This is a genomic window from Pantoea sp. OXWO6B1 (genome assembly GCF_001641135.1).
Classification (GTDB): Bacteria; Pseudomonadota; Gammaproteobacteria; order Enterobacterales; family Enterobacteriaceae; genus Pantoea; species Pantoea allii.
In genome coordinates, this window is record NZ_LWLR01000001.1 from 1,600,646 (window position 1) to 1,621,772 (window position 21,127).

Sequence of the window (21,127 nt, forward strand, 5' to 3'; positions counted from 1 at the left end):
ATGAGTCGCTTTACACTTAAACAGCTCCGATATTTCGTCGCCGTGGTAGAGACGGAAAGCATTGCTGAAGCCTCGCGTCAGTTGCATATCGCCCAGCCCTCCATCTCTGTCTCGATTAAAAATCTGGAGGACGCCTTCGATCAGCAACTGTTGATTCGCCATCATGCCCAGGGGGTTTCCCTGACGCCCGGAGGCCGTCGTTTTTATGAAAAAGCCCAAGAACTGTTACGCCTGACACACGAGTTTGAGCAAAATTCACGGGCAGATAACACACTGATTTCGGGAACGATTACGGTGGGTTGCTTTGAATCTGCCGCGCCTCTGTATATGCCAAAACTGATTGCCGGATTTAAAAAACACTATCCGGATATCACCATTGAACTTTACGATGGCGAGCAGCATGAACTGATGCACGGACTCCATCGCGGACGTTTTGACCTGGCTTTTCTGTACGATCTTGAACTGGACAACACGATACAAAAAGCGGCGCTGAACGCCCCGCATAAACCCTATGCACTCTTACCGGTAAACCATCCGCTGGCACAACAATCCCTCGTCACGTTGCGTGAGCTGAGTCAGGAACCGATGATTTTGCTGGATGCTGTCCCCAGCAGGAATTACTTCATCAACATTTTCAAAAGCAAAGGTTATCATCCGCAGGTTGCCTACAGTTCGCCCTCAATTGAAATGGTGCGTTGCATGGTGGGGCAGGGGTTAGGCTTTTCAGTACTGGTCACCCGACCTTACACGGATATGACGTATGACGGTAAAAAACTTGCGCAGATTGATATTGAGGATGATATGGAAGCCTCTACGTTAATCATGGCCTGGTTAAGTCATAATGAACCCACGCGTCCGACAAAACTTTTTATGGACTATTGCCAGAATAGTGCCCTGGGACCAACGACCTGAAAAAGGCCGCGCATATCGCCTGCTATTCGGTAAGAAAATGAAATGTATTTATGGCGGAAGTCGTCGATAAATTTCACAGTTTATTCGTTGAGTGGCTTTAATAATCAGGTGTGCATCCTCTGCTTATTAATTTCTTATTCAGATATTAGCTTTATAATATTTTACCCATTCATCTGCCTCAAATAGTCTTGGCGCTAGCGCGTGTCAGGAACACGTCATTGAAACGGCGGGCTTGAGGATGATGGAATGACAATAACAGAGCAAGAAACAGACACCCTGGTGATTGGGGCAGGACAGGCTGGCATCGCCATGAGCGAGCATCTGGGGCGGCTCGGCATTCCGCATTGTGTCCTGGAAAAACATCGTATTGCTGAGGCGTGGCGGACGCGCCGCTGGGATTCTCTGGTTGCCAACGGTCCCGCCTGGCACGACCGGTTTCCCGGCATGACGTTTCCGGGCCAGAACCCGGACAGCTTTGTCTCTAAAGAACAGATTGCTGACTATTTTGACGCGTATGCACGGCACATTGACGCGCCTGTCAAAACGGGCGTCGAGGTCCTCAGCGTAGTGCCTCGTGTCGGGCACAGCGGTTTCGACGTCTCTACCTCTGAAGGCCCGATCGTTGCACAGCGCGTGGTCGTTGCCACCGGTCCTTTCCAGAAGCCCATCATTCCCGCCATTGCGCCCACTGATGCGCGATTCACCCAGTTGCATTCAGCGGACTATCGTAATCCACAACAACTGCCTGAAGGCGGCGTGCTGGTTATCGGCGCGGGCTCATCAGGGGTGCAGATTGCCGATGAGCTTCAGCGTGCAGGAAAAGACGTCTGGCTCTCGGTTGGGCCGCACGATCGGCCGCCTCGACGCTATCGCAACCGGGACTTTTGCTGGTGGCTAGGTGTGCTTGGTCTGTGGGATGCAGCAGCCGGTCAACCCGGTAAAGAACACGTCACCATTGCCGTCAGCGGTGCGCGCGGCGGTCATACAGTCGACTTTCGCAGGCTGGCGCAACAGGGCATCAACCTGGTCGGGTTGACGGAACGCTTTTCAGGCGATGAGGTGACTTTCAAGCCCGATCTGGCGCAAAACATTGCCTCAGGTGATGAAAACTATTTATCCCTGCTTGACGCGGCAGATGCCTGGGTTGAGCGCCATGGGCTGGATTTGCCCGAAGATCCTGGCGCGCGCGTGTTTCTGCCCGATCCGGAAAGTGTCTCGCACCCTGTGCAGTCCCTCAACCTCGTCCGCGCAGGGATCACCACCCTCATCTGGGCGACGGGCTACGCCACCGACTACGCCTGGCTGAAGGTTAACGCCTTTGACGAGAAGAACAGACCGATCCATCAACGCGGCGTCTCCCCCGAGTCCGGGCTCTATTTTCTCGGGCTACCCTGGCAGTCACGCCGGGGCTCCTCGTTTATCTGGGGCGTGTGGCATGACGCAAAATATGTCGCCGACCACATCGCTATCCAACGTCAGTATCAGGATTACCGTGCCGCTTCAGAAAATTGAACCAGGAGATTGTCATTATGCCGACTCATACTCGTATTCGGATGTTTAACACCAAAGAAACCTATCCCAATCAAACGCTGGACAACGATCTCTGCCAGGCCGTACGTGCAGGTAACACCGTGTATCTGCGCGGTCAGGTTGGCACCGACTTCGACGGTAATCTGGTGGGCCTGGGCGATCCGGCTGCCCAGGCGGCGCAGGCGATGAAAAATGTGCAGCAACTGCTGGAAGAGGCAGGAAGCGATCTGTCGCATATCGTCAAAACCACCACCTATATTACCGATCCGCGTTATCGCGAGCCGGTTTACCGGGAAGTAGGAAAGTGGCTTAAAGGCGTCTTCCCTGTCTCTACGGGCCTGGTGATTTCGGCGCTCGCACAGCCGCAGTGGCTGATGGAAATTGATGTCATTGCGGTGATTCCGGATGACTGGAAACAGGGAGCGATGCAATGACCTTATCGGTAACGGCACGTTGTGAAGAAACCGGTCAACTCGGTATTGCCATCAGCTCATCCAGCATAGCCGTGGGGGCGCGCTGTCCCTGGCTGCAGGCGGGCGTGGGCGCGGTAGCGAGCCAGAACATTACGCTGCCTTCTCTGGGGCAGCAGATTCTGGTGCATCTGGATCAGGGCAGGGATCTGAACGTGGCGCTCAAGCTGGCGCTGGCTGACGACAGATTCAGTGATTACCGTCAGGTCGCCGCGATCGATATTCAGGGCAATACGGCGTTTTTCAGTGGCAGCAAGACGCTGGGCATCGGGAGCGTGACTGAAGGCAAAAACTGTATCGCCGCAGGCAATATGCTTGCGGATAAAGGCGTGACGGCAGCAATGTGTGCGGCTTATGACGCGGCCTCCGGTGAACTGGCCAGTCGGCTTCTTGCTGCCCTCCAGGCTGGCGTGGCGGCGGGCGGGGAGGCCGGACCGTTACATTCTGCCGCGCTCAAACTGGTGGACGACTATACCTGGCCGCTGGTGGATCTGCGCATTGACTGGACTGAGCATGATCCTGTCGGGCAACTGACGCAACTGTGGCTTGCCTATGAACCGCAGATGGAAGCCTATGTCACGCGCGCACTGGACCCGCGTGAAGCGCCAGCCTATGGCGTTCCCGGCGATGAATGAGGGTTTACGTGTGCTTCTGGCCTCACTGCTGGCCTTTGACACAACCAGCCGGGCGTCAAACCTGGCACTGATTCAGTTTATTGACGACTACCTGACGGTCAGAGGCGTTAAGACGCAGTGGCTGCATGACGACAGCGGTAAAAAAGCCAATCATTTGACGACATTGGCGAGGCGACCCTGGTTTGTGGGCCGGGAAGCATGGATCAGGGACATAAAGCGGATGAGTTTGTCAGTATCGAACGGCTGGAACGTTGTATGACGATGTTGAACAACCTGCGTCAGTGGATGGCGTTAACGCCCACGAACTCAACCGGGTAAGCCATGCGGGGCGGATCGCACCGCATAGCCAGATTATCGGCTCAACCCGTTTTTACAGCCGGCCATAAAAAGTCATGCGCGCGGTCTCTGATAACGCAATGCCGGGCGCGGTGTTATAGGCCAGCACCGCCAGCATACGTGTCACGTCGCCTTCGGTGGGCGTGACGCGATGCAGGGAATTACGCCCGCGAAACAGCACTAAATCCCCGGCTTCAATCGCCAGCTCATCGACCGGCTGCTGTTCATCCAGCACCGCGGCTACGCCCGCATAATTCATCTCGCCCGCATCGGCATTCCGCAGGTCTTTCACATACTGAAACCGTCCACCACCCACCGGTTTCTGCACCAGCAACGTGATGGCAAACGAAGAGTTATCAAAATGCCAACCCAGTTCTTTGCCGTGCGGCGCATAGTGAAGGTTAATGGAAGACAAGGGATCGGCGTACGGATACAACGCTTCTTCTTCAAGCACCTCACACAAAAAAGACTGAAAAAGTGCATCGTCGTAAAGCTGACGCAAAGGGGAATCCGGCGCGATCACATCGTCAGTGATGCACCCTTTGGTGCTACTGACTTCGCGGTTGCGAGGATGCGTATCGCTGAAGTCTGGGTCCGCTTTCATCAGATAGACGTTATGCTTACTTTGGGTATGGTAAGCACGATGGCGTTGCGCATCACCTTCTGCGACGATGGCTTGTAGGGCGGCGGGCTGCAAAAAATCAGGTAGCACCAGTGCACCTTGCTGGTTAAGTTGCGTCCGACAGTGTTGACGCCAGTCATGACTGGACAGAGGATGTAAGTCAGTACGTACCAGAGCTTCAGGCATCGTTTGCTTCCCGCGTTTCAAGAGTGAGATATCACTTTAACGGGGTCCGATCGTACTGAATACCAATAAATATTTAAGACCCTGATAAGGAAGCCTTAATGCCCACGCCGTCGTCGCGCCTGCCTAAAATCAACGTTATTCAGTCATTTAAGGTGGCTGCGGAAACCGGCAGCCTGACGAAGGCGGCAGCGCAGTTGGCGTTAACGCCAGCCGCAGTCAGTCAGCAAATTCGTCAGCTTGAAGAGCATCTTGGATGTGCGCTGTTTTTACGCACCCAGCACGGCGTGATGCTGACGGATATCGGCAAGCAATATCTTCGCTATGTGTCAGAGGCTTTCGATATTCTGCAACTGGGGCAACGAAACATCGGGCGCAAGGACACCGCCGCTCAGCTTACGCTGTATGCGCTTCCCGCGCTGGCGTCAAAATGGTTATTACCGCATCTTCACCACTGGCGCGAGCGCTGCCCACATGTCGGTCTCTCTCTACATGGCACGCACGCCGAAGTGGACTTCAGTAAAACCCCGGCGGATTTTGTCATCTGTTTTGGTGAAGACGCCTGTCCCAAACTGAACAAACAGTATCTGTTTCACGATGAGGTATTCCCGGTCGCCAGCCCCGCGCTGGTCAACGCGTTTTCTGCAGCACATATCCTCAACGAGGCGCCACTGATTCATCTCGACTGGGGAAAAGAAGGGCGTTTTCTGCCTGACTGGCCAGCCTGGTTTGAGGCAAAAGGCATGGCCGAACCCAGGGCTCAGCCGGGTTTGACGTTTAACCTGACCTCACTGGCGATTGATGCGGCGGTCGCCGGGGCGGGACTGCTGTTGGGACAACGCCAGATGATTGCCCAGGAACTGGCGCGGGGCGCGCTGGTGGTCATTGATGGGTTATGTTTACCGCTCAGTAAGCCCTATTACCTTGCCTGGCCTAATCGCACTGGCAACCAGGAAGGAAGCGAGGAGATGATCGCCTGGTTGCGCGAACGCGCTGCAGGGGAATAAAGCGCATTCGGCTGGCGGTGAGCAGAGGTTGCAGCGCTGTGCGCGGGCAGTCACAGCCTGAGCGATCTTAGATAAAGCGAGGCATCCTTGCCTCTGGCGCTACGGGGAGTTTAACGCGGCTTGGTTAACTCATCAGGCTGACCTGGGCCGCGACGATGCGCCAGCCTGCGGGGAATTTCACCCAGGTTTGTTGCTGACGGCCAATTTTTTCAGTGCCTGCACGGGTGAATTCGGTACTGCATACCGCAAAAGCATCGCCAAAGGTCGTGATCACGGTATTCTGCAATGAGCGATCTAGTCCCGCCGAAGGGCGGGCGGCGCGGAAAGCGCGAATCTCATCAATGCCGTATAAATTCTCTCCGGCACCCAGACGCACCGTCCGTGCATCGTGCCAGAACAGCTCATCCAGAACGGCAATATCGTTGCCCGTTAGCGCCTGTTCATAGCGGTAGAATGCGGCGGTTACGGCGTCCAGCACATCAGTGCGATTAATCTCGTCGGTGTTCATGAGGCTCCAGCCACGTTGGTGGGAGAAAATGTCAGACCTTGCTGTTCAAGGGCAAAAGCCGCCCGCAATACCGCCTGTTCGTTAAACGGCGCGCCGATTAACTGTATGCCAATCGGCAAGCCGCTTGCCGTTGCCAGCGGAACAGTACAGACGGGCAGGCCGAGAAAAGAGATCGGCTGGGTTAACATGCCCATGCTGGCCTTGGTCGGCAAGTTTTGTCCGTTAATGGCAATCGTCTCCTGACCAATCAGCGGGGCACTGCAGGGTGTGGCAGGGGCAATCAGCACATCAAACCGATCAAACAACGGCAGTATTTGCTGTTGGACATGACGGCGGAAGCGTTGTGCCTGCACATACCAGGCACCAGGCAGCATTGCGCCCGCCAGCAGGCGTTCACGGGAATGCGGTTCAAACTGTTCGGGGTGCTGACGTAGTGCGGGCAGATAGTGGTTGCCGCCTTCCGAAGCGGTCATGATAAAGGCGGCTGAGCGAGCCAGTTCCGCTTCCGCCATGATCACCTCTTCGTCAGCCTGTAACGCTTTGGCGGTCTTCATCTGGGCGGTGCGCGCATCATCATTACACCACGTTGAAAAGAAACCACCCAGCACGGCACAGCGTAAATCCTGCGCGCCCTGTTCCAGCAAAGGCAAGGATGCAGCCTGCGGCTGATCTGCCTGGAAGGCATCCGCACTGTCCTTACCCTGCAACAGATCGTAGATCAGCGCCAGATCGTCCACCCGACGCGCAAAGGGGCCGATATGATCCAGACTGGCGACAAACGGATGGCTGCCGCTGCGGGACAGACGACCAAAGGTCGGCTTCAGCCCAACGATCCCGCACAGCGAAGCCGGCACGCGGATCGAGCCATTGGTATCTGTGCCCAGCGAAAAATGCACCAGCCCGGCCGCCACGGCTGCCGCCGAACCGCCGGATGAGCCACCGGCGATGCGCGCCAGATCGTGCGGATTGCGCGTCGCGCCATAGTGGCTGTTTTCTGTGGTAAAGCCGTAAGCATAGGCATCCATATTGACCATGCCGGAAAGCAGTGCGCCCGCCTGCTGAAGTCGCGTCACGGCAAAGGCATCCTGCTGCGCGGCGGGGCGCTGGCTGAATAATGCGGCCCCTGCCAGCGTCGAATAGCCCTGCACATCAAACAGGTTTTTTACCGCATAGGGAATGCCCGCCAGCGGCGGTAATTTCTCACCGCGCAGTCGCTGTTGGTCGACCGCGTCCGCTTCCTGCCTCATCCGCGTTGCAGTGATATCCGTCCAGGCATTAAGCTGCGGATTCTGTTTCTCTATTGCTGTTAGCGTCTGCTCTGCCACTTCACGGGCACTGATATCCCCGCGCTGAATCGCCTGTTGAAGTGCCTGAATGGAAACCTCGTCCAGTTTCATGCGTGGTACACTCCCGCCACTTCCAGCCGATCGTCCAGCGGATAAGCCATTAGCGGTGCCGCCATAGCGGCAATACGCGTCATCTGGATCAGCAGTGCTGCACGGCGTGCCTCATCCAGCTCCAGATTCAGGATCTGCTCCATCTGGGCGATATAAGCCGCCCACTCAATATCATTCATCATTTACTCCTGTCAGAAACCGGCGGCGCTGCCGTTGCTGCGTGGATCGCTTGCGCCTTCGAACATACCGTTGTTGTGACGAACAATGGCCCCCGCATGGCCGACGGCCTCACTGAATGCCGGAAGCGACTCCACCTCATGGCCTAGCTGGCGTAACTGCTCCAGCGTCTCAGGCGCAAAACGGCTCTCCAGCTTCAGGGAGTCAGAGGTCTGTCCCCACGTACGGCCCAGCAGCCAACGGGGTGCACTCACTGCCTGCTGAAGCGGCATTCCCTGTATCACATGCCGGGTAAAAATCGCCGCCTGGGTTTGAGGCTGTCCGTCACCGCCCATCGAGCCATAGACCATTGTGCGACCGTCTTTCAGGCGCGCAGCGGCAGGATTGAGCGTGTGGAAAGGCTGCTTGCCGGGTGCCAGCGCCAGCAGATGATCGGGATCGAGGCTGAAAGCCGCCCCACGGTTTTGCCAGACGATCCCGGTGCCGGGCAGAACCACGCCACTGCCAAATTCATGATAAATACTTTGGATAAAGGAGACGGAAAGCCCGCTACTGTCCATCACGCCCATCCAGACGGTATCGCCAGGCCCACGACCGGTTCCCCATGGCGCAGCGCGGTGATCGTCAATCTGGCTGGCAATCGTGGCGAGCTGATCGCTGTCGAGCAGGGCCTGCAGATCTTCAACCACATGACGGGGATCGGTGATGTGCCGATCGCGCAGAGCAAAGGCTTTTTTTGTGGCTTCGACGATGCGATGAATGGTTTGCGCTTCATCGGCATTGGCCATATCCAGATGATCGGTAATGCCCAGGATCGCCAGAGAAACCAGCCCCTGTGTCGGCGGCGTGATATTCCAGATATCCCCTTCGCTATGGCTGACATGCAGCGGCGTGACCCGGCGGGCACGTTGCTCCTGTAAATCGGCCAGGGTGACAGGAATGCCCAGGTTAACCATTTCGCCTGCCAGATGATGCGCCAGCGTGCCACGATAAAAGCTTTCCAGCCCTTCTTCACTCAGCAGACTCAGCGTGCGGGCCAGATCGGGTTGGGTAAAACGGCTGCCTTCCGCCGGGACATTGCCATCGGGCAAAAACAGGGCGGAAAAGCCGGGTTGATGCTGTAACTCTTCACGCTTGCTGCGAGTCGCCGACGCTTGTGAGGCCGTAACCGGAATGCCATCTGCCGCATAACGCACGGCGTCACGCAGTAATCGTGGCAGAGACAGGGATGTGCCGCCGAGCTCGGCTGACAGCGTTAACGCCTCGTGCCAGCCGCTCACCGTGCCTGCCACGGTCAATGCCGCTTTGGGCCCGCGGTGTGGAATCTGTGTTTCACCCTGATAGAAGTCGATGGTTGCGAGAGAACCGGCTCTGCCGCTGGCGTCGATAGCGATCGGGTCGCCTTTGCCCGGCATAATCAGCCAGAAGCCATCGCCACCCAAGCCGTTCATGTGCGGATACACGACAGCGATCGTGGCGGCGGCGGCGACCATTGCCTCAATCGCATTGCCGCCGTCGCGTAGCACTGCCAGCGCAGTTTCACTGGCCAGATGATGAGGCGTTACCGCCATGCCCAGCGGGGCCATATTGCTCTGAATCATGCTCTTCTCATTGTGTTATTCAGGGTACAGAGCAAATAACTAAGCAAGAGCCGTTCCAGTTTTTATCACCGCAACGTCTCTGGACAGGTTTACCTGGCCCAAATTATGCTAGCTTCTGTCAAACCCCGCGGTTGAAACAAAAGTTACAGGACCTGAATGAAACAGCTTGATGAAAGGCTCAAAACGCATTATCCCCAGCTTTCGCCGCAAGAGCAGCGCATTGCCGATTTTATCTTTGACCATTTCGACGATCTGATTAGCTATAACAGTGCCGAGCTGGCGCGCCTGAGCGGCGTGTCAAAAGCCACGGTCAGTCGGCTGTTCAGGCGGCTCGGTTATGACAAATACAAAGATATGCGTGATGAGTTGCGTACCCTGCGCCAGAGCGGTATGCCGTTGACGGATAACCGGGATGCGGTGCAGGGCAATACCTTACTGTCGCGCCATTACAAGCAAGAGATGGCCAATCTTACGCAGTGGGTGAACAGCATCGATGCCCAGCAGTTTACTGAAGTCATTGCCCAACTGGCACAGGCTAAACGTATCTATATCGTTGGTATGCGTAACGCCTATCCGGTGGCGCTGCACCTGCGCCAGCAGCTGATACAGACGCGTTCGCAGGTGCATATTCTGCCCCAGCCGGGACAGACGCTGGCCGAAGATCTGGTGGATATTACGCCCGACGATATGGTGGTGGTCATCGCTTTTCGACGGCGCACCCGCATTATCCAACCGCTGATGCAGCAGCTGCAAAGCGCGGGAATCCCTGTGCTGGCGCTGTGTGAGCCCCAGGCGCAGAGCGTGATTTCCCTGGCGCGCTGGCAGTTTTGCGCCCCGCTGGACAGCGTTTCAGCCTTTGACAGCTACGCATCGGCCATGAGCCTGGTGAACCTGCTTGCCAATGCCTTGCTGCATGAATTGCTGTCAGACGGACGCCAGCGCATCCATCATATCGCCGATCTTTATCACCAGCTTGACGAGCTGGAGCACCGTTAACAGGCACCATTTTGGTGCTTTGCCCCTTTTTGGACCGTCTCCCGAGGCCGCTCGGGATCTGCCCCATCACCACTAATGCCTTCTCTTCGCCCTTCATCCGCTTTTTTAATCGTGCAACCGCGTTGGCACATTAGTTGCAGAATGCCAGCTATAAGAATCTTTTGTTTCACATAATCTCACCGGGGTGCATAATGAAAAAAGTTTTGATGGCGGTCGCAGCAGCGGCAGTACTGATGGTGCAGGCGGGCAACGTGCTGGCTGATCAACTGCAGGATATCCAGAAACGCGGCGTACTGCGGGTGGCGATCCCCCAGGATTTCCCACCGTTTGGCTCAGTAGGGACCGATCTGCAACCTCAGGGCTATGACATCGACATGGCAAAGTATCTGGCTAAACAGATGAAACTTAAGTTGCAGCTGGTGCCGGTCAGCAGCGCGAACCGCGTACCTTACCTGCAAACAGATAAAGTCGATTTAGTTATCTCCAGCATGGGGAAAAATCCCGAACGCGAAAAGGTGATTGATTTTAGCCGGGCTTATGCGCCGTTCTTCCTGGGCGTTTTTGGTCCCAAAGGCGAACATCTGAAAGATGCGGCGGCGCTGAGCGGTAAATCTGTCGGCGTCACCCGTGGCGCAGTAGAAGATATGGTTCTGAGCGAGGTGGCCCCTAAGGATGCGCAGGTGAAACGTTACGAAGATAACAACACCACCTTATCTGCCTATCTCTCTGGTCAGGTGCAGTATGTGGCAACGGGTAACCTGGTGGTCGCCGCCATTACGCGTCAGAACCCGGCTAAAGCCCCTGTTGCGCAGTTCATGCTGAAAGACTCACCGTGCTATATCGGGCTGAAGAAAGACGAACCCGCGCTGAAAGACAAAGTGAATACGCTGATTGACCAGGCGATCAAAGACGGCACGCTGAATAAATTATCCCAAGAGTGGCTGAAAGCGCCGCTGCCAGCCAACCTGGGCGCATAAGGACGGAGCAATGACCGGGCAACTTAATTTCCCTGCATTGTGGCCGTACTGGCCGGAGTTGCTCTCCGGCCTGTGGGTGACGATCCAGTTAACCGTGCTGGCCACGGTCGGCGGCGTCAGCATCGGTATCATCGGCGCGGCGCTTCGCAGTGGTAAACCCAGTTGGCCAAGTCGCCTGTGGGGCCTTTATGTTGAACTGATACGCAACACGCCGTTTGTGGTGCAGCTGTTTTTTATTGTGTTCGGCTTGCCCAATCTGGGGCTGAAGCTGACAGCCGGTGAAGCGGCCTTGCTGGCCATGTTGGTCAACCTTGGTGCCTACAGTACAGAAATCATCCGTGCCGGTATTCAGGTCACGCCAAAAGGGCAGTGGGAAGCCGGACGGGTGCTGGGCCTGACGCGCAGCCAGACGTTTCTGCGCGTGGTGTTGCCACCGTCGCTGCAGCGAATTTATCCGGCGCTGGTGAGCCAGTGCATCATTGTGATGCTGGGATCGTCGGTCGTCTCGCAGGTCTCTTACGAGGAGCTGACGTTCGCCGCCAACCTGATTCAGTCGCGCACCTTTTTGAGTTTTGAAGTCTATTCGGTGACCACGTTGATCTATCTGGCGTTGTCGATTGTGATGCGTCAGCTGTTGCTGGCGATTGGCCGCAAATGGCTGGGAGTGCAGGCATGATGACAACCTTTACTGACTGGGACATCCTGCGCAATCTGCTGCTGGCAGCACGCTGGACGATCGCCCTGTCGCTGGTGGCCTTTTTAGGCGGCACGCTCGTCACGTTACCTCTGCTGTTTTTACGCCTGTTAAAGCGTAAATGGCTGACGCGGGTGATTCGTGCCTATACCGAACTGTTTCAGGGCACGCCGCTGCTGATGCAGCTGTTTTTGGCTTTTTTTGGCGTAGGGCTGTTCGGCATTGACGTGGCACCCTGGACCGCCGCATCACTGGCGCTGACCTTCTATACCAGCGCATTTCTGCTGGATATCTGGCACGGCAGTATTCAGGCCCTGCCCAAAGGACAGTGGGAAGCATCACGCTGCCTCGGGCTTGGTTTTGGCCAGACGTTGACGCGGGTGATCGCGCCGCAGGCGATTCGCATTGCTATCGCTCCGACGGTGGGATTTGCGGTGCAGGTGATTAAAGGCACGGCCCTGGCGTCGATTATCGGGTTTGTCGAGCTGACCAAGGCCGGCACCATTCTGAATAACGTGACCTATCAGCCTTTTAAAGTCTTTGGGCTGGTCGCACTGGGCTACTTCCTGCTGTGTTATCCGCTGTCGCGTTACAGCCAGTATCTGGAGAAAAAATTTAATGCCGCTCATCACCATTAATCAGGTCCAGAAGTATTACGGCACCAACCATGTTCTTAAAGGCGTGGATCTGGATATCGATATGGGAGAAGTGATCTCCATTATCGGCCGCAGCGGTTCAGGTAAAAGTACGTTGTTGCGCTGCATGAACGGGCTGGAAGGCTATCAGGATGGCAGCATTAAACTGGGCGGCATGACGATTACCGACCGTGATTCTCAGGCGCGGGAAATCAGCCGTTCAGTGGGCATGGTGTTTCAGAACTTCAACCTGTTCCCGCATATGACGGCGCTGGAAAACGTCATGCTGGCACCGCGTCGGGTACTGAAAAAAAGCCAGGCGGAGTGCCGGGAACTGGCGGCCCGTATGCTGGAAAAAGTGGGGCTGGGCGAGCGGCTGGATTATTACCCTTCCAGTTTGTCTGGCGGTCAGCAGCAGCGCGTTGCCATTGCCCGCGCGCTGGCCATGGAACCCCGCGTATTACTGTGTGATGAGATTACTTCTGCGCTGGACCCTGAACTGGTCGGCGAAGTGCTGAAAGTGCTGGAGCAGCTTGCCGCAGAAGGCATGACCTTGATTCTCGTCACCCATGAAATGAACTTCGCCCGCGACGTGGGCGATCGTGTGGTCTTTATGCATCAGGGGCGCGTCTGGGAGCAGGGCGACAGTAAAACGTTGTTCGCCTCTCCGCAGACGGCGGAGCTAAAGCAGTTTATTTCCTCTGTGCGTCTTTGAGTGCTTAACAAGGAATTCACTATGGATATCTCTCAATTTCCACAAATTAATCCCCCTCAGCGTCTGTTAATGGGGCCAGGCCCCATCAATGCCGATCCGCGCGTGCTGCGTGCGATGTCGAGCCAACTGCTCGGACAATACGATCCGGCGATGACGCATTATATGAATGAAGTGATGGCGCTGTATCGCGGCGTGTTTCGCACGGAAAACCGCTGGACGCTGCTGATCGACGGTACTTCCCGCGCCGGTATTGAGGCGATTCTGCTGTCGACAATTCGCCCCGGCGATAAAGTGCTGGTGCCGGTGTTTGGGCGTTTCGGCCATCTGCTGTGCGAAATTGCCCGCCGCTGCCGTGCCGAGGTGCACACGATTGACGTTCCATGGGGCGAGGTCTTCACGCCAGATCAGGTCGAAGACGCCATCAAAAAAGTCAAACCGCGCCTGTTGCTGACCGTGCAGGGCGACACCTCCACCACCATGCTGCAGCCGCTGGCTGAGCTGGGCGCAATCTGCAAAAAATATGGCGTGCTGTTTTACACCGATGCCACCGCGTCGCTGGCGGGAAATGCGCTGGAAACCGATGCATGGGGACTGGATGCTGTGTCCGCAGGTATGCAGAAGTGCCTGGGCGGTCCGTCGGGTACCTCACCCGTCACCCTGAGCGATGAAATGGCGGCGGTGATCCGCAAGCGTAAATGCGTGGAGCAGGGGATTCGCACCGACGCGCATCAGGATGGCGACGACGAGATGATCTACTCCAACTATTTCGATCTCGGCATGATCATGGATTACTGGGGCCCGGAACGACTCAATCACCATACTGAAGCCACCAGCGCGCTGTTTGGCGCGCGCGAATGTGCGCGTCTGATCCTGCAGGAGGGCCTGGATAACGGTATTGCGCGCCACAAACTGCACGGCGACGCCATGCTGAAAGGCATTCAGGGAATGGGGCTGGAAACCTTTGGCGATCTCAGTAACAAGATGAGTAACGTTTTAGGCGTGGTGATTCCACAGGGCGTCAATGGCGATCAGGTCCGTAAACTGATGCTGGAGGATTTCGGCATTGAAATCGGTACTTCTTTTGGCCCGCTGCACGGCAAAGTCTGGCGCATTGGCACCATGGGTTACAACGCCCGTAAAGACTGCGTGATGCAAACCCTGGCGGCGCTGGAAATGGTGCTGGCGCACGTGGGCTACCGTGCGCCACAGGGTGCCGGTTCGCAGGCCGCCTGGGATCACTACGGGAGCCATGCATGATGATGAATGCCAGCGAGGCTCAGATTGCCGCCCGGCGTATCATGGCGCGCTGTGACGCGCTGGCTGAGATCAGCGAAAGCGATCAGGGGCTGACTCGGGTTTACCTGTCACCAGAGCACCTGCGAGCCAATGCGCGCGTCGGCGAATGGATGCAGGCCGCCGGCATGACGGTCTGGCAGGATGCCGTCGGCAATATTTGCGGTCGTTATGAGGCCGCCCAGCCCGGTGCCCCGGCGCTGTTATTGGGCTCGCACCTGGACACGGTCCGCAATGCGGGCCGCTACGACGGGATGCTGGGCGTACTGAGCGCCATCGAAACCGTGCAGTGGCTGAGCGATCATCAGCGTCGCCTGCCGCTGGCGATTGAAGTCATCGGCTTCGGTGATGAAGAGGGCACGCGTTTTGGCATCACCTTACTCGGCAGTCGTGGTATCACCGGTACCTGGCCCGACAGCTGGCCAACGCATCCGGATGGCAACGGCATTACCGTTTCTCAGGCGATGCGCGATGTGGGGCTGGATGCTGCCCAGATCCCGCGTGCTGCGCGTGCCGTCAGCGATATCGTGGCCTATCTGGAGTTGCACATCGAGCAGGGACCTTGCCTGGAGCAGGACGATCTCGCGCTGGGCGTTGTCACGGCGATCAACGGTGCCCGCCGCCTGAACTGCAGCTTTACGGGCGAAGCCGGACATGCCGGTACGGTGCCGATGAACCACCGTAAAGATGCCCTGGCGGCGGCGGCAGAATGGATGGTATTTATTGAACACACGACGCGCGAACAACCGGGGCAGTTAGTGGCAACGGTAGGCACGCTTAGCTGTGCACCGGGCGCGGTTAACGTTATTCCGGGCGAGGTGAACCTGTCACTCGATGTGCGTGGGCCGGAGGACGCGCCGCTTGAGTCGCTGCTGTCCACGTTACTGACCCAGGCGGAAGCCATTGCGCTGCGTCGGGGTTTGACCTTTACGTCTCATGAATATTACCGCATTGCGGCGACGGCCTGCGATGCGAGGTTACAGCAGGCGCTGAGCCATGCGATTGAAACCGTACAGGGGCGCAGTCTGGCACTGCCCAGCGGCGCAGGCCATGATGCTATCGCGATTGCGGAACGCTGGCCGGTAGGGATGCTGTTTGTGCGCAACCATCGCGGCATTAGCCATCATCCGGCGGAATCGGTGAAGGAAGCAGATGTCGGCTCAGCCGTTCAGGCTTATTTGCAGGCCGTTTGCCACCTTGCGGAGCAGCACTAAATGGATCTCGTCACCTTTAATCAGTTACCCGACGCCGCCGCTCAGCTTGCGCTGTCGCACTGCGTCGCGATTCCACGCTGGCAGCAGGCGATGGTGGCGGCTCGCCCCTTTCACAGCCTTGAGGCATTGATTGCCGAAGCACAACGGCTGACAGCTGACTGGCAGACAGAAGACCTCAATTTTGCCCTGTCGGCGCATCCGCGAATCGGTGACAAGGTGCAGGGCAACGGTATTGAAAAATGTTTATCGCGCAGTGAACAAGCCGCCATGCACCAGGCGGACGACGGGCTGCAGCAGGCAATGCTGCGGGGAAATCAGGCTTATGAGGCGCGTTTTAATCGGGTATTTCTGATCCGGGCAAAAGGGCGCAGCGCGCAAAACCTGCTGGACGAACTCACACGACGGCTGGACAACGACCACGAAACCGAGCAGCAAGAAGCGCTGGAACAGCTGCGTGAGATCACCCTGCTACGGCTTAAGGAGAGTTTTTCATGAGCACAATCAGCACCCATATTCTGGATACCGCGTTGGGGAAACCCGCGGCTGACGTGGCAATCTTGCTGGAACAGAGCACGGCACAAGGCTGGTCAACTTATGCCAGCGGCGTCACCGACGGCGATGGTCGCCTCAAGGACTTGACGCCAGAGCCGATCGCGCCAGGCCATTACCGCCTGACGGCGGCGATTGGCGACTACTTTCGCGTGACCGGACGGGATGCGCTGTACGTCAGTGCGCAAATCGATTTCGTGATTGCTGCAAGCGGCAGCCATTACCATCTGCCATTTTTAATCTCGCCCTGGAGCTGGTCTACCTATCGCGGCAGCTGACGGGGTTATCAGGCGCGGCACTTTTCCGCTGCGCTTGAGAGCTACCGGCTATCAAAACCTTCGGCCCATCCGAATATATTCTTGCTAACACCAGGGTTATCTTAAGGATGACAATGTGAAGGCAACGGAGCCGATAATGAGCACGCCAAAAGATAATGATGTAGCCGCTTCAGGAAAATGTCCCTTTCATCACGGTAAATCGGAAGAAGAAAGCGTTCTGGCTCGCGGAGCCGGTAGTGGCACCAGCAATCGCGACTGGTGGCCAAATATGCTGCGCGTGGACCTGCTGAACCAGCATTCCAATCGTTCAAATCCCCTCGGCGAAGACTTTAACTATCGCGAAGAATTCAGCAAGCTGGACTATGCTGCGCTGAAAGCCGACATCCGGGCGTTGCTTACCGACTCCCAATCCTGGTGGCCTGCCGACTGGGGCACCTACATTGGCTTGTTTATCCGTATGGCCTGGCACAGTGCCGGTACTTACCGCACCATCGACGGCCGTGGGGGTTCAGGTCGTGGTCAACAGCGCTTTGCCCCGCTGAATTCCTGGCCAGATAACGTCAGCCTTGATAAAGCCCGTCGCCTGTTGTGGCCGGTGAAACAGAAATACGGCCAGAAAATCTCCTGGGCCGACCTCTATATCCTCGCCGGCAACGTCTCGCTGGAAAACTCAGGTTTCCGTACCTTCGGTTTTGGTGCCGGTCGCGAAGACGTCTGGGAACCGGATATGGACGTGGACTGGGGTCATGAAACCGAGTGGCTGGCACATCGCCATCCAGAAAGCCTGGCGAATGCGCCACTGGGCGCCACAGAAATGGGCCTGATTTATGTCAACCCGGAAGGCCCCAACGCCAGTGGCGATCCGGCCTCTGCCGCGCCTGCTATTCGCGCCACCTTCGGCAACATGGGCATGAACGATGAAGAGATCGTCGCGCTGATTGCGGGTGGCCACACCCTGGGTAAAACCCACGGTGCCGCCGCTGCGAGCCACGTGGGCGTCGATCCTGAAGCCTCACCTATCGAAGCGCAGGGCTTTGGCTGGAGCAATAACCATGGTAGCGGCGTGGGTGCAGATGCGATTACCTCGGGTCTTGAAGTGGTCTGGACGCAGACACCAACGCAGTGGAGCAACTACTTCTTCGAGAACCTGTTCAAATACGAATGGGTAAAAACGCACAGCCCGGCCGGTGCTATTCAGTATGAAGCAGTCAATGCCGACGACATTATTCCGGACCCGTTCGATCCGGCGAAAAAGCGCAAGCCGACCATGCTGGTGACGGATCTGACGTTACGTTTCGACCCAGAGTTCGAGAAGATTTCTCGCCGTTTCCTGAACGATCCGCAGTCCTTTAACGAAGCCTTTGCCCGCGCCTGGTTCAAATTGACCCACCGTGATATGGGGCCAAAAGCGCGCTACATCGGTCCTGAAGTGCCAAAGGAAGATTTACTGTGGCAGGACCCGTTACCGCAGCCTACGCATCAGCCGACGCCAGGCGATATTAGCGAACTGAAAGCGAAAATCGCTGCGTCGGGCCTGACGGTCAGCCAACTGGTGTCTGTTGCCTGGGCGTCTGCATCGACCTTCCGGGGCGGTGACAAACGTGGTGGCGCTAACGGTGCCCGCCTGGCGCTGGCACCACAGAATAGCTGGGCGGTAAACGCCAGCGTGGTTAACGACGTATTACCTAAACTGCAGCAGATTCAGCAGGAATCCGGTAAGGCTTCGCTGGCTGATGTGATCGTACTGGCGGGCAGCGTCGGTATCGAAATGGCCGCAGCCGCAGCAGGCGTTGCCGCACAGGTGCCGTTTATCCCAGGCCGTGTGGATGCGCGTCAGGATCAAACCGATGTGGAATCCTTTAACGTGCTGCAACCGCTGGCCGATGGTTTCCGTAACTACCGTCGCGTACAGGGTGGTTCATCGACAGAAACCCTGTTGCTGGACAAAGCGCAGCAGCTGACGCTGAGTGCTCCAGAGCTGACCGCGCTGGTGGGTGGCTTACGTGTACTGGGCACCAACTTTGACGGCAGCCATCACGGCGTGTTTACCGACCGAGTGGGCGTCCTGAGTAACGATTTCTTTGTGAATTTGCTGGATATGCGCACCGCATGGCGTGCGACTGACGGCAGTGAAGAGATCTTCGAAGGCCGCGATCGTCAGAGCGGAGCGGTGAAATTCAGCGCGACGCGTGCCGATCTGGTGTTCGGTTCCAACGCCATTCTGCGTGCTCTGGCCGAAGTTTATGCCAGCAGCGACGCAAAACAGAAGTTTGTTACTGACTTCGTGGCGGCCTGGACGAAAGTGATGAATCTGGATCGTTTCGACCTGCAGTAATCCTGAATCACCCCCGGCCTGTCCGGGGGTGACGTCATTCCGTTAGCGTAAAGCCATCAGCATCGCGCCAGGCCGGGAACCGTTCGCGGTATGCCCGCAGGTCTGACAGCGATAACGCGGCATCAACGCAGCCTGCTTTGCAGGATTCACCTGCCGCCAGAATCTCGCCCTGTGGCGAAATAATCCGACTGTCCCCACTGTACTCGTGCTGATTGCCATCGCTGCCCACGCGATTGCAGCCTGCAACAAATGCCTGATTCTCAATCGCCCGTGCCAACAGCAACGCCTGCCAGTGCAGGGTGCGCGGTGCCGGCCAGTTAGCGACATACAGTGCCAGATCGTAATCATCCCGGTTACGCGAGAACACCGGAAAACGCAGGTCATAACAGATTTGCGGCAAAATACGCCAGCCGCGCCACTGAATCACCGTGCGTGCCTTACCGGCAATATAGTGATGCTGCTCGTCGGCCATGCGGAACAGGTGACGTTTATCATACTGATGCAACGTGCCATCCGGCTCAACCAGCAGAAAACGGTTTACGGCGCCCTCCGCGGTATGAATGGCGGCGCTGCCGCCCACCAGCGCATCACAGCGTCGCGCATGTTGTCCCAACCACTCGACCACCTGCGCCTGCGGTAGCGCCGACTGGGCGGCTTCCATCGCAAAGCCGGTGGTAAACATTTCCGGCAGAATAATCACATCCCGTTGCGTGAGGTTGGCTAAGATCCGATCGAAATGGCGCAGATTGGCCTCGCCATCCATCCACGTCAGGGGCTCCTGTAGCAGCGTTATCGCTAAAGTCGACATAACCGCTCCGCTGCTGCATCGAGTGTGGCTTCCTGTTTCGCAAAGCACAGCCGGATGAGTTTGTGGGGGAAAGGTCCGGCACAAAACACCGACAGGGGGATCGCCGCGACGCCCACTTCGCGCGTCAGCCACTGGCAAAACTCCACATCGTTCAGATCGGAAATCGCGCTGTAGTCCATCAGCAGAAAATAGGTGCCTTCGCACGGCAACAGGCGGAACCGACTGCTGCTCAGCGCCTGCATCAACCGATCACGGCGCGCGCGATAAAAATCGGGGAGTTCGCGGTAGTGCTCTGGATGCTGGCGCAGCATATCGGCAATCGCCAGTTGAGCCGGCGTGTTCACGGAAAACGTCAGGTATTGATGGATCTTGCGGATCTCGGCGCTAATAGCGGCAGGCGCAACGCAATAGCCCACTTTCCAGCCGGTCATGTGAAAGGTTTTACCAAAGGATGACACCGCAATTGCACGCTGGCGCAACGCGGGATGGGCCAGCACGCTGGCATGGCCTGCCTCGGCAAAGCAGATGTGCTCATAGACTTCATCGCTCAGCACGTAGATTTCCCGGTCAGAGATAGCCTGCCACAACGCGGCATAGTCCGCCTGGTGCCAGACGCTGGCTGAAGGATTATGTGGCGTGTTTAAAATGACCAGGCGGGTTTTGTCACTTAACAGCGCGGAGAACGCCGACCAGTCCACCGCGAACAACGGCGGCTGCAACGTGATGCGTTTCAGCATGCCGCCTGCCAGCTCCACCGCAGGCGCATAGCTGTCGTAACTGGGATCGAAACAGATCACTTCGTCACCGGGCCGCACCAGGGCGGTGATGGCGGCATAAAGCGCTTCTGTCGCGCCTGCCGTCACGGTGATGTCGTCGTTAACGCAGGGGCGATAGCCGTAGAGCGCGGCGGTTTTATCCGCAATAGCTTCGCGAAGCGGTTGCGCGCCGGTCATGGGCGCATACTGATTCGCGCCCTGGCTGACATGGTAAGCCAGTCTCTCCTGCAGGTAAGACGGACCGTCAAAATCCGGAAACCCCTGGGAAAGATTAATGGCATTATGCTGCTGTGCCAGCGCGCTCATTTGCGTGAATATCGTTGTGCCGAGTGCAGGCAGTTTGCTCTCGGGCGTCAGGTTGGACTGCGTCATGATTAGGTAGCCTTACGCGCAAAAACGGTAGCGGAGAAACCCTTAGTTGATGCCACTATAAACAGGATGCTAGTATTTGGCAATCAAGACGCTTAGACGGCTAAAAG

General features: G+C 57.1%; 22 protein-coding genes and 2 pseudogenes. 17 read left to right on the forward strand and 7 right to left on the reverse strand.

Annotated features, from left to right (window positions below):
- The 6 genes and pseudogenes from A6A26_RS09595 to A6A26_RS26270 all read left to right on the forward strand — a co-directional run.
- Nucleotides 1–912, forward strand: a complete 912-nt coding sequence (locus tag A6A26_RS09595; protein ID WP_063878519.1) for a LysR substrate-binding domain-containing protein — start codon at nt 1–3, stop codon at nt 910–912.
- Nucleotides 913–1,158: 246 nt separating this feature from the next.
- A complete protein-coding gene (locus A6A26_RS09600) occupies nt 1,159–2,424 on the forward strand; it encodes a flavin-containing monooxygenase (protein ID WP_063878520.1) in 1,266 nt (421 codons plus the stop codon).
- 17 nt (nt 2,425–2,441) lie between these two features.
- A complete protein-coding gene (locus tag A6A26_RS09605; protein ID WP_063878521.1) occupies nt 2,442–2,876 on the forward strand; it encodes a RidA family protein in 435 nt (144 codons plus the stop codon).
- The gene (locus tag A6A26_RS09610; RefSeq protein ID WP_063878522.1) at nt 2,873–3,547 is read left to right on the forward strand and encodes a DUF1028 domain-containing protein; all 675 of its coding nucleotides are present in this window, start codon (nt 2,873–2,875) and stop codon (nt 3,545–3,547) included. Before A6A26_RS09605 ends, A6A26_RS09610 begins: the two co-directional genes overlap by 4 nt.
- Nucleotides 3,525–3,698: pseudogene (locus A6A26_RS26265) on the forward strand (acetylornithine deacetylase); the annotation flags it as partial. The gene A6A26_RS09610 and the pseudogene A6A26_RS26265, both read left to right, overlap by 23 nt.
- 2 nt (nt 3,699–3,700) lie before the next feature.
- Nucleotides 3,701–3,865: pseudogene (locus A6A26_RS26270) on the forward strand (acetylornithine deacetylase); the annotation flags it as partial.
- Nucleotides 3,866–3,917: 52 nt separating this feature from the next.
- Here the strand turns inward: A6A26_RS26270 and A6A26_RS09620 are convergent.
- Nucleotides 3,918–4,691, reverse strand: coding sequence for a 2OG-Fe(II) oxygenase family protein (locus A6A26_RS09620; RefSeq protein WP_063878524.1), 774 nt, complete (start codon nt 4,689–4,691; stop codon nt 3,918–3,920).
- Nucleotides 4,692–4,789: 98 nt separating this feature from the next.
- Here A6A26_RS09620 and A6A26_RS09625 point away from each other — a divergent pair, with 98 nt between their 5' ends.
- Entirely contained in the window at nt 4,790–5,695 is a 906-nt protein-coding gene (locus A6A26_RS09625) for a LysR substrate-binding domain-containing protein (RefSeq protein ID WP_063878525.1), read from the forward strand.
- A gap of 124 nt (nt 5,696–5,819) precedes the next feature.
- Here the strand turns inward: A6A26_RS09625 and hpxZ are convergent, their stop codons facing one another.
- The 4 genes from hpxZ to A6A26_RS09645 are packed head-to-tail and all read right to left on the reverse strand — an operon-like array spanning nt 5,820 to nt 9,378.
- Nucleotides 5,820–6,203 carry an oxalurate catabolism protein HpxZ gene (gene hpxZ / locus A6A26_RS09630; protein WP_063878526.1) on the reverse strand — a complete coding sequence of 128 codons (384 nt, stop codon included), beginning with the start codon at nt 6,201–6,203 and terminating at the stop codon, nt 5,820–5,822.
- Nucleotides 6,200–7,600: an AtzE family amidohydrolase gene (locus A6A26_RS09635; protein ID WP_063878527.1), complete on the reverse strand. Its 1,401-nt coding sequence runs from the start codon at nt 7,598–7,600 to the stop codon at nt 6,200–6,202. The genes hpxZ and A6A26_RS09635 overlap by 4 nt, the downstream gene beginning before the upstream one ends.
- Complete coding sequence (gene hpxX, locus A6A26_RS09640) at nt 7,597–7,779, reverse strand: oxalurate catabolism protein HpxX (protein WP_063878528.1); 183 nt, start codon at nt 7,777–7,779, stop codon at nt 7,597–7,599. Before hpxX ends, A6A26_RS09635 begins: the two co-directional genes overlap by 4 nt.
- Nucleotides 7,780–7,791: 12 nt before the next feature.
- Nucleotides 7,792–9,378 carry a gamma-glutamyltransferase family protein gene (locus tag A6A26_RS09645; protein WP_063878529.1) on the reverse strand — a complete coding sequence of 529 codons (1,587 nt, stop codon included), beginning with the start codon at nt 9,376–9,378 and terminating at the stop codon, nt 7,792–7,794.
- Between the two features lie 156 nt (nt 9,379–9,534).
- On the opposite strand from A6A26_RS09645, the gene hpxU reads away from it, so the two are divergent.
- The 10 genes from hpxU (at nt 9,535) to katG (ending at nt 19,064) form a co-directional block, all read left to right on the forward strand.
- Entirely contained in the window at nt 9,535–10,374 is an 840-nt protein-coding gene (hpxU, locus tag A6A26_RS09650; RefSeq protein ID WP_063878530.1) for a MurR/RpiR family transcriptional regulator HpxU, read from the forward strand.
- A gap of 191 nt (nt 10,375–10,565) precedes the next feature.
- Nucleotides 10,566–11,351, forward strand: coding sequence for a transporter substrate-binding domain-containing protein (locus A6A26_RS09655; RefSeq protein ID WP_063878531.1), 786 nt, complete (start codon nt 10,566–10,568; stop codon nt 11,349–11,351).
- Nucleotides 11,352–11,361: 10 nt separating this feature from the next.
- Nucleotides 11,362–12,027, forward strand: a complete 666-nt coding sequence (locus A6A26_RS09660; protein WP_063878532.1) for an amino acid ABC transporter permease — start codon at nt 11,362–11,364, stop codon at nt 12,025–12,027.
- Nucleotides 12,027–12,683 carry an amino acid ABC transporter permease gene (locus A6A26_RS09665; RefSeq protein ID WP_063881111.1) on the forward strand — a complete coding sequence of 219 codons (657 nt, stop codon included), beginning with the start codon at nt 12,027–12,029 and terminating at the stop codon, nt 12,681–12,683. The genes A6A26_RS09660 and A6A26_RS09665 overlap by 1 nt, the downstream gene beginning before the upstream one ends.
- Nucleotides 12,664–13,395 carry an amino acid ABC transporter ATP-binding protein gene (locus tag A6A26_RS09670; RefSeq protein ID WP_014592994.1) on the forward strand — a complete coding sequence of 244 codons (732 nt, stop codon included), beginning with the start codon at nt 12,664–12,666 and terminating at the stop codon, nt 13,393–13,395. Before A6A26_RS09665 ends, A6A26_RS09670 begins: the two co-directional genes overlap by 20 nt.
- A 21-nt stretch (nt 13,396–13,416) precedes the next feature.
- The gene (locus A6A26_RS09675; protein WP_063878533.1) at nt 13,417–14,652 is read left to right on the forward strand and encodes a pyridoxal-phosphate-dependent aminotransferase family protein; all 1,236 of its coding nucleotides are present in this window, start codon (nt 13,417–13,419) and stop codon (nt 14,650–14,652) included.
- A complete protein-coding gene (gene hpxK / locus A6A26_RS09680) occupies nt 14,649–15,902 on the forward strand; it encodes an allantoate amidohydrolase (RefSeq protein WP_063878534.1) in 1,254 nt (417 codons plus the stop codon). Before A6A26_RS09675 ends, hpxK begins: the two co-directional genes overlap by 4 nt.
- Entirely contained in the window at nt 15,903–16,397 is a 495-nt protein-coding gene (uraD, locus tag A6A26_RS09685) for a 2-oxo-4-hydroxy-4-carboxy-5-ureidoimidazoline decarboxylase (RefSeq protein ID WP_063878535.1), read from the forward strand.
- Nucleotides 16,394–16,729 carry a hydroxyisourate hydrolase gene (gene uraH, locus A6A26_RS09690; RefSeq protein WP_063878536.1) on the forward strand — a complete coding sequence of 112 codons (336 nt, stop codon included), beginning with the start codon at nt 16,394–16,396 and terminating at the stop codon, nt 16,727–16,729. Before uraD ends, uraH begins: the two co-directional genes overlap by 4 nt.
- 136 nt (nt 16,730–16,865) lie before the next feature.
- A complete protein-coding gene (gene katG / locus A6A26_RS09695; protein ID WP_063878537.1) occupies nt 16,866–19,064 on the forward strand; it encodes a catalase/peroxidase HPI in 2,199 nt (732 codons plus the stop codon).
- A gap of 34 nt (nt 19,065–19,098) precedes the next feature.
- Here katG and A6A26_RS09700 read toward each other — a convergent pair whose 3' ends face one another.
- Entirely contained in the window at nt 19,099–19,872 is a 774-nt protein-coding gene (locus A6A26_RS09700) for an amidohydrolase (RefSeq protein ID WP_063878538.1), read from the reverse strand.
- A complete protein-coding gene (locus A6A26_RS09705; protein WP_063878539.1) occupies nt 19,860–21,020 on the reverse strand; it encodes a pyridoxal phosphate-dependent aminotransferase in 1,161 nt (386 codons plus the stop codon). Before A6A26_RS09705 ends, A6A26_RS09700 begins: the two co-directional genes overlap by 13 nt.
- Nucleotides 21,021–21,127: the final 107 nt, after the last annotated feature.

Bases quoted from the DNA above. Each gene is read 5' to 3' on its own strand.
- katG (WP_063878537.1), top strand. From the start codon at position 16,866: ATGAGCACGCCAAAAGATAATGATGTAGCCGCTTCAGGAAAATGTCCC.
- A6A26_RS09675 (WP_063878533.1), top strand. From the start codon at position 13,417: ATGGATATCTCTCAATTTCCACAAATTAATCCCCCTCAGCGTCTGTTA.
- hpxX (WP_063878528.1), bottom strand. From the start codon at position 7,779: ATGAATGATATTGAGTGGGCGGCTTATATCGCCCAGATGGAGCAGATC.
- A6A26_RS09620 (WP_063878524.1), bottom strand. From the start codon at position 4,691: ATGCCTGAAGCTCTGGTACGTACTGACTTACATCCTCTGTCCAGTCAT.
- A6A26_RS09660 (WP_063878532.1), top strand. From the start codon at position 11,362: ATGACCGGGCAACTTAATTTCCCTGCATTGTGGCCGTACTGGCCGGAG.
- uraD (WP_063878535.1), top strand. From the start codon at position 15,903: ATGGATCTCGTCACCTTTAATCAGTTACCCGACGCCGCCGCTCAGCTT.
- A6A26_RS09625 (WP_063878525.1), top strand. From the start codon at position 4,790: ATGCCCACGCCGTCGTCGCGCCTGCCTAAAATCAACGTTATTCAGTCA.
- A6A26_RS09705 (WP_063878539.1), bottom strand. From the start codon at position 21,020: ATGACGCAGTCCAACCTGACGCCCGAGAGCAAACTGCCTGCACTCGGC.
- A6A26_RS09645 (WP_063878529.1), bottom strand. From the start codon at position 9,378: ATGATTCAGAGCAATATGGCCCCGCTGGGCATGGCGGTAACGCCTCAT.
- A6A26_RS09635 (WP_063878527.1), bottom strand. From the start codon at position 7,600: ATGAAACTGGACGAGGTTTCCATTCAGGCACTTCAACAGGCGATTCAG.
- A6A26_RS09610 (WP_063878522.1), top strand. From the start codon at position 2,873: ATGACCTTATCGGTAACGGCACGTTGTGAAGAAACCGGTCAACTCGGT.
- hpxU (WP_063878530.1), top strand. From the start codon at position 9,535: ATGAAACAGCTTGATGAAAGGCTCAAAACGCATTATCCCCAGCTTTCG.
- uraH (WP_063878536.1), top strand. From the start codon at position 16,394: ATGAGCACAATCAGCACCCATATTCTGGATACCGCGTTGGGGAAACCC.
- A6A26_RS09665 (WP_063881111.1), top strand. From the start codon at position 12,027: ATGACAACCTTTACTGACTGGGACATCCTGCGCAATCTGCTGCTGGCA.
- hpxK (WP_063878534.1), top strand. From the start codon at position 14,649: ATGATGATGAATGCCAGCGAGGCTCAGATTGCCGCCCGGCGTATCATG.
- A6A26_RS09655 (WP_063878531.1), top strand. From the start codon at position 10,566: ATGAAAAAAGTTTTGATGGCGGTCGCAGCAGCGGCAGTACTGATGGTG.
- A6A26_RS09700 (WP_063878538.1), bottom strand. From the start codon at position 19,872: ATGTCGACTTTAGCGATAACGCTGCTACAGGAGCCCCTGACGTGGATG.
- A6A26_RS09670 (WP_014592994.1), top strand. From the start codon at position 12,664: ATGCCGCTCATCACCATTAATCAGGTCCAGAAGTATTACGGCACCAAC.
- A6A26_RS09600 (WP_063878520.1), top strand. From the start codon at position 1,159: ATGACAATAACAGAGCAAGAAACAGACACCCTGGTGATTGGGGCAGGA.
- A6A26_RS09595 (WP_063878519.1), top strand. From the start codon at position 1: ATGAGTCGCTTTACACTTAAACAGCTCCGATATTTCGTCGCCGTGGTA.
- A6A26_RS09605 (WP_063878521.1), top strand. From the start codon at position 2,442: ATGCCGACTCATACTCGTATTCGGATGTTTAACACCAAAGAAACCTAT.
- hpxZ (WP_063878526.1), bottom strand. From the start codon at position 6,203: ATGAACACCGACGAGATTAATCGCACTGATGTGCTGGACGCCGTAACC.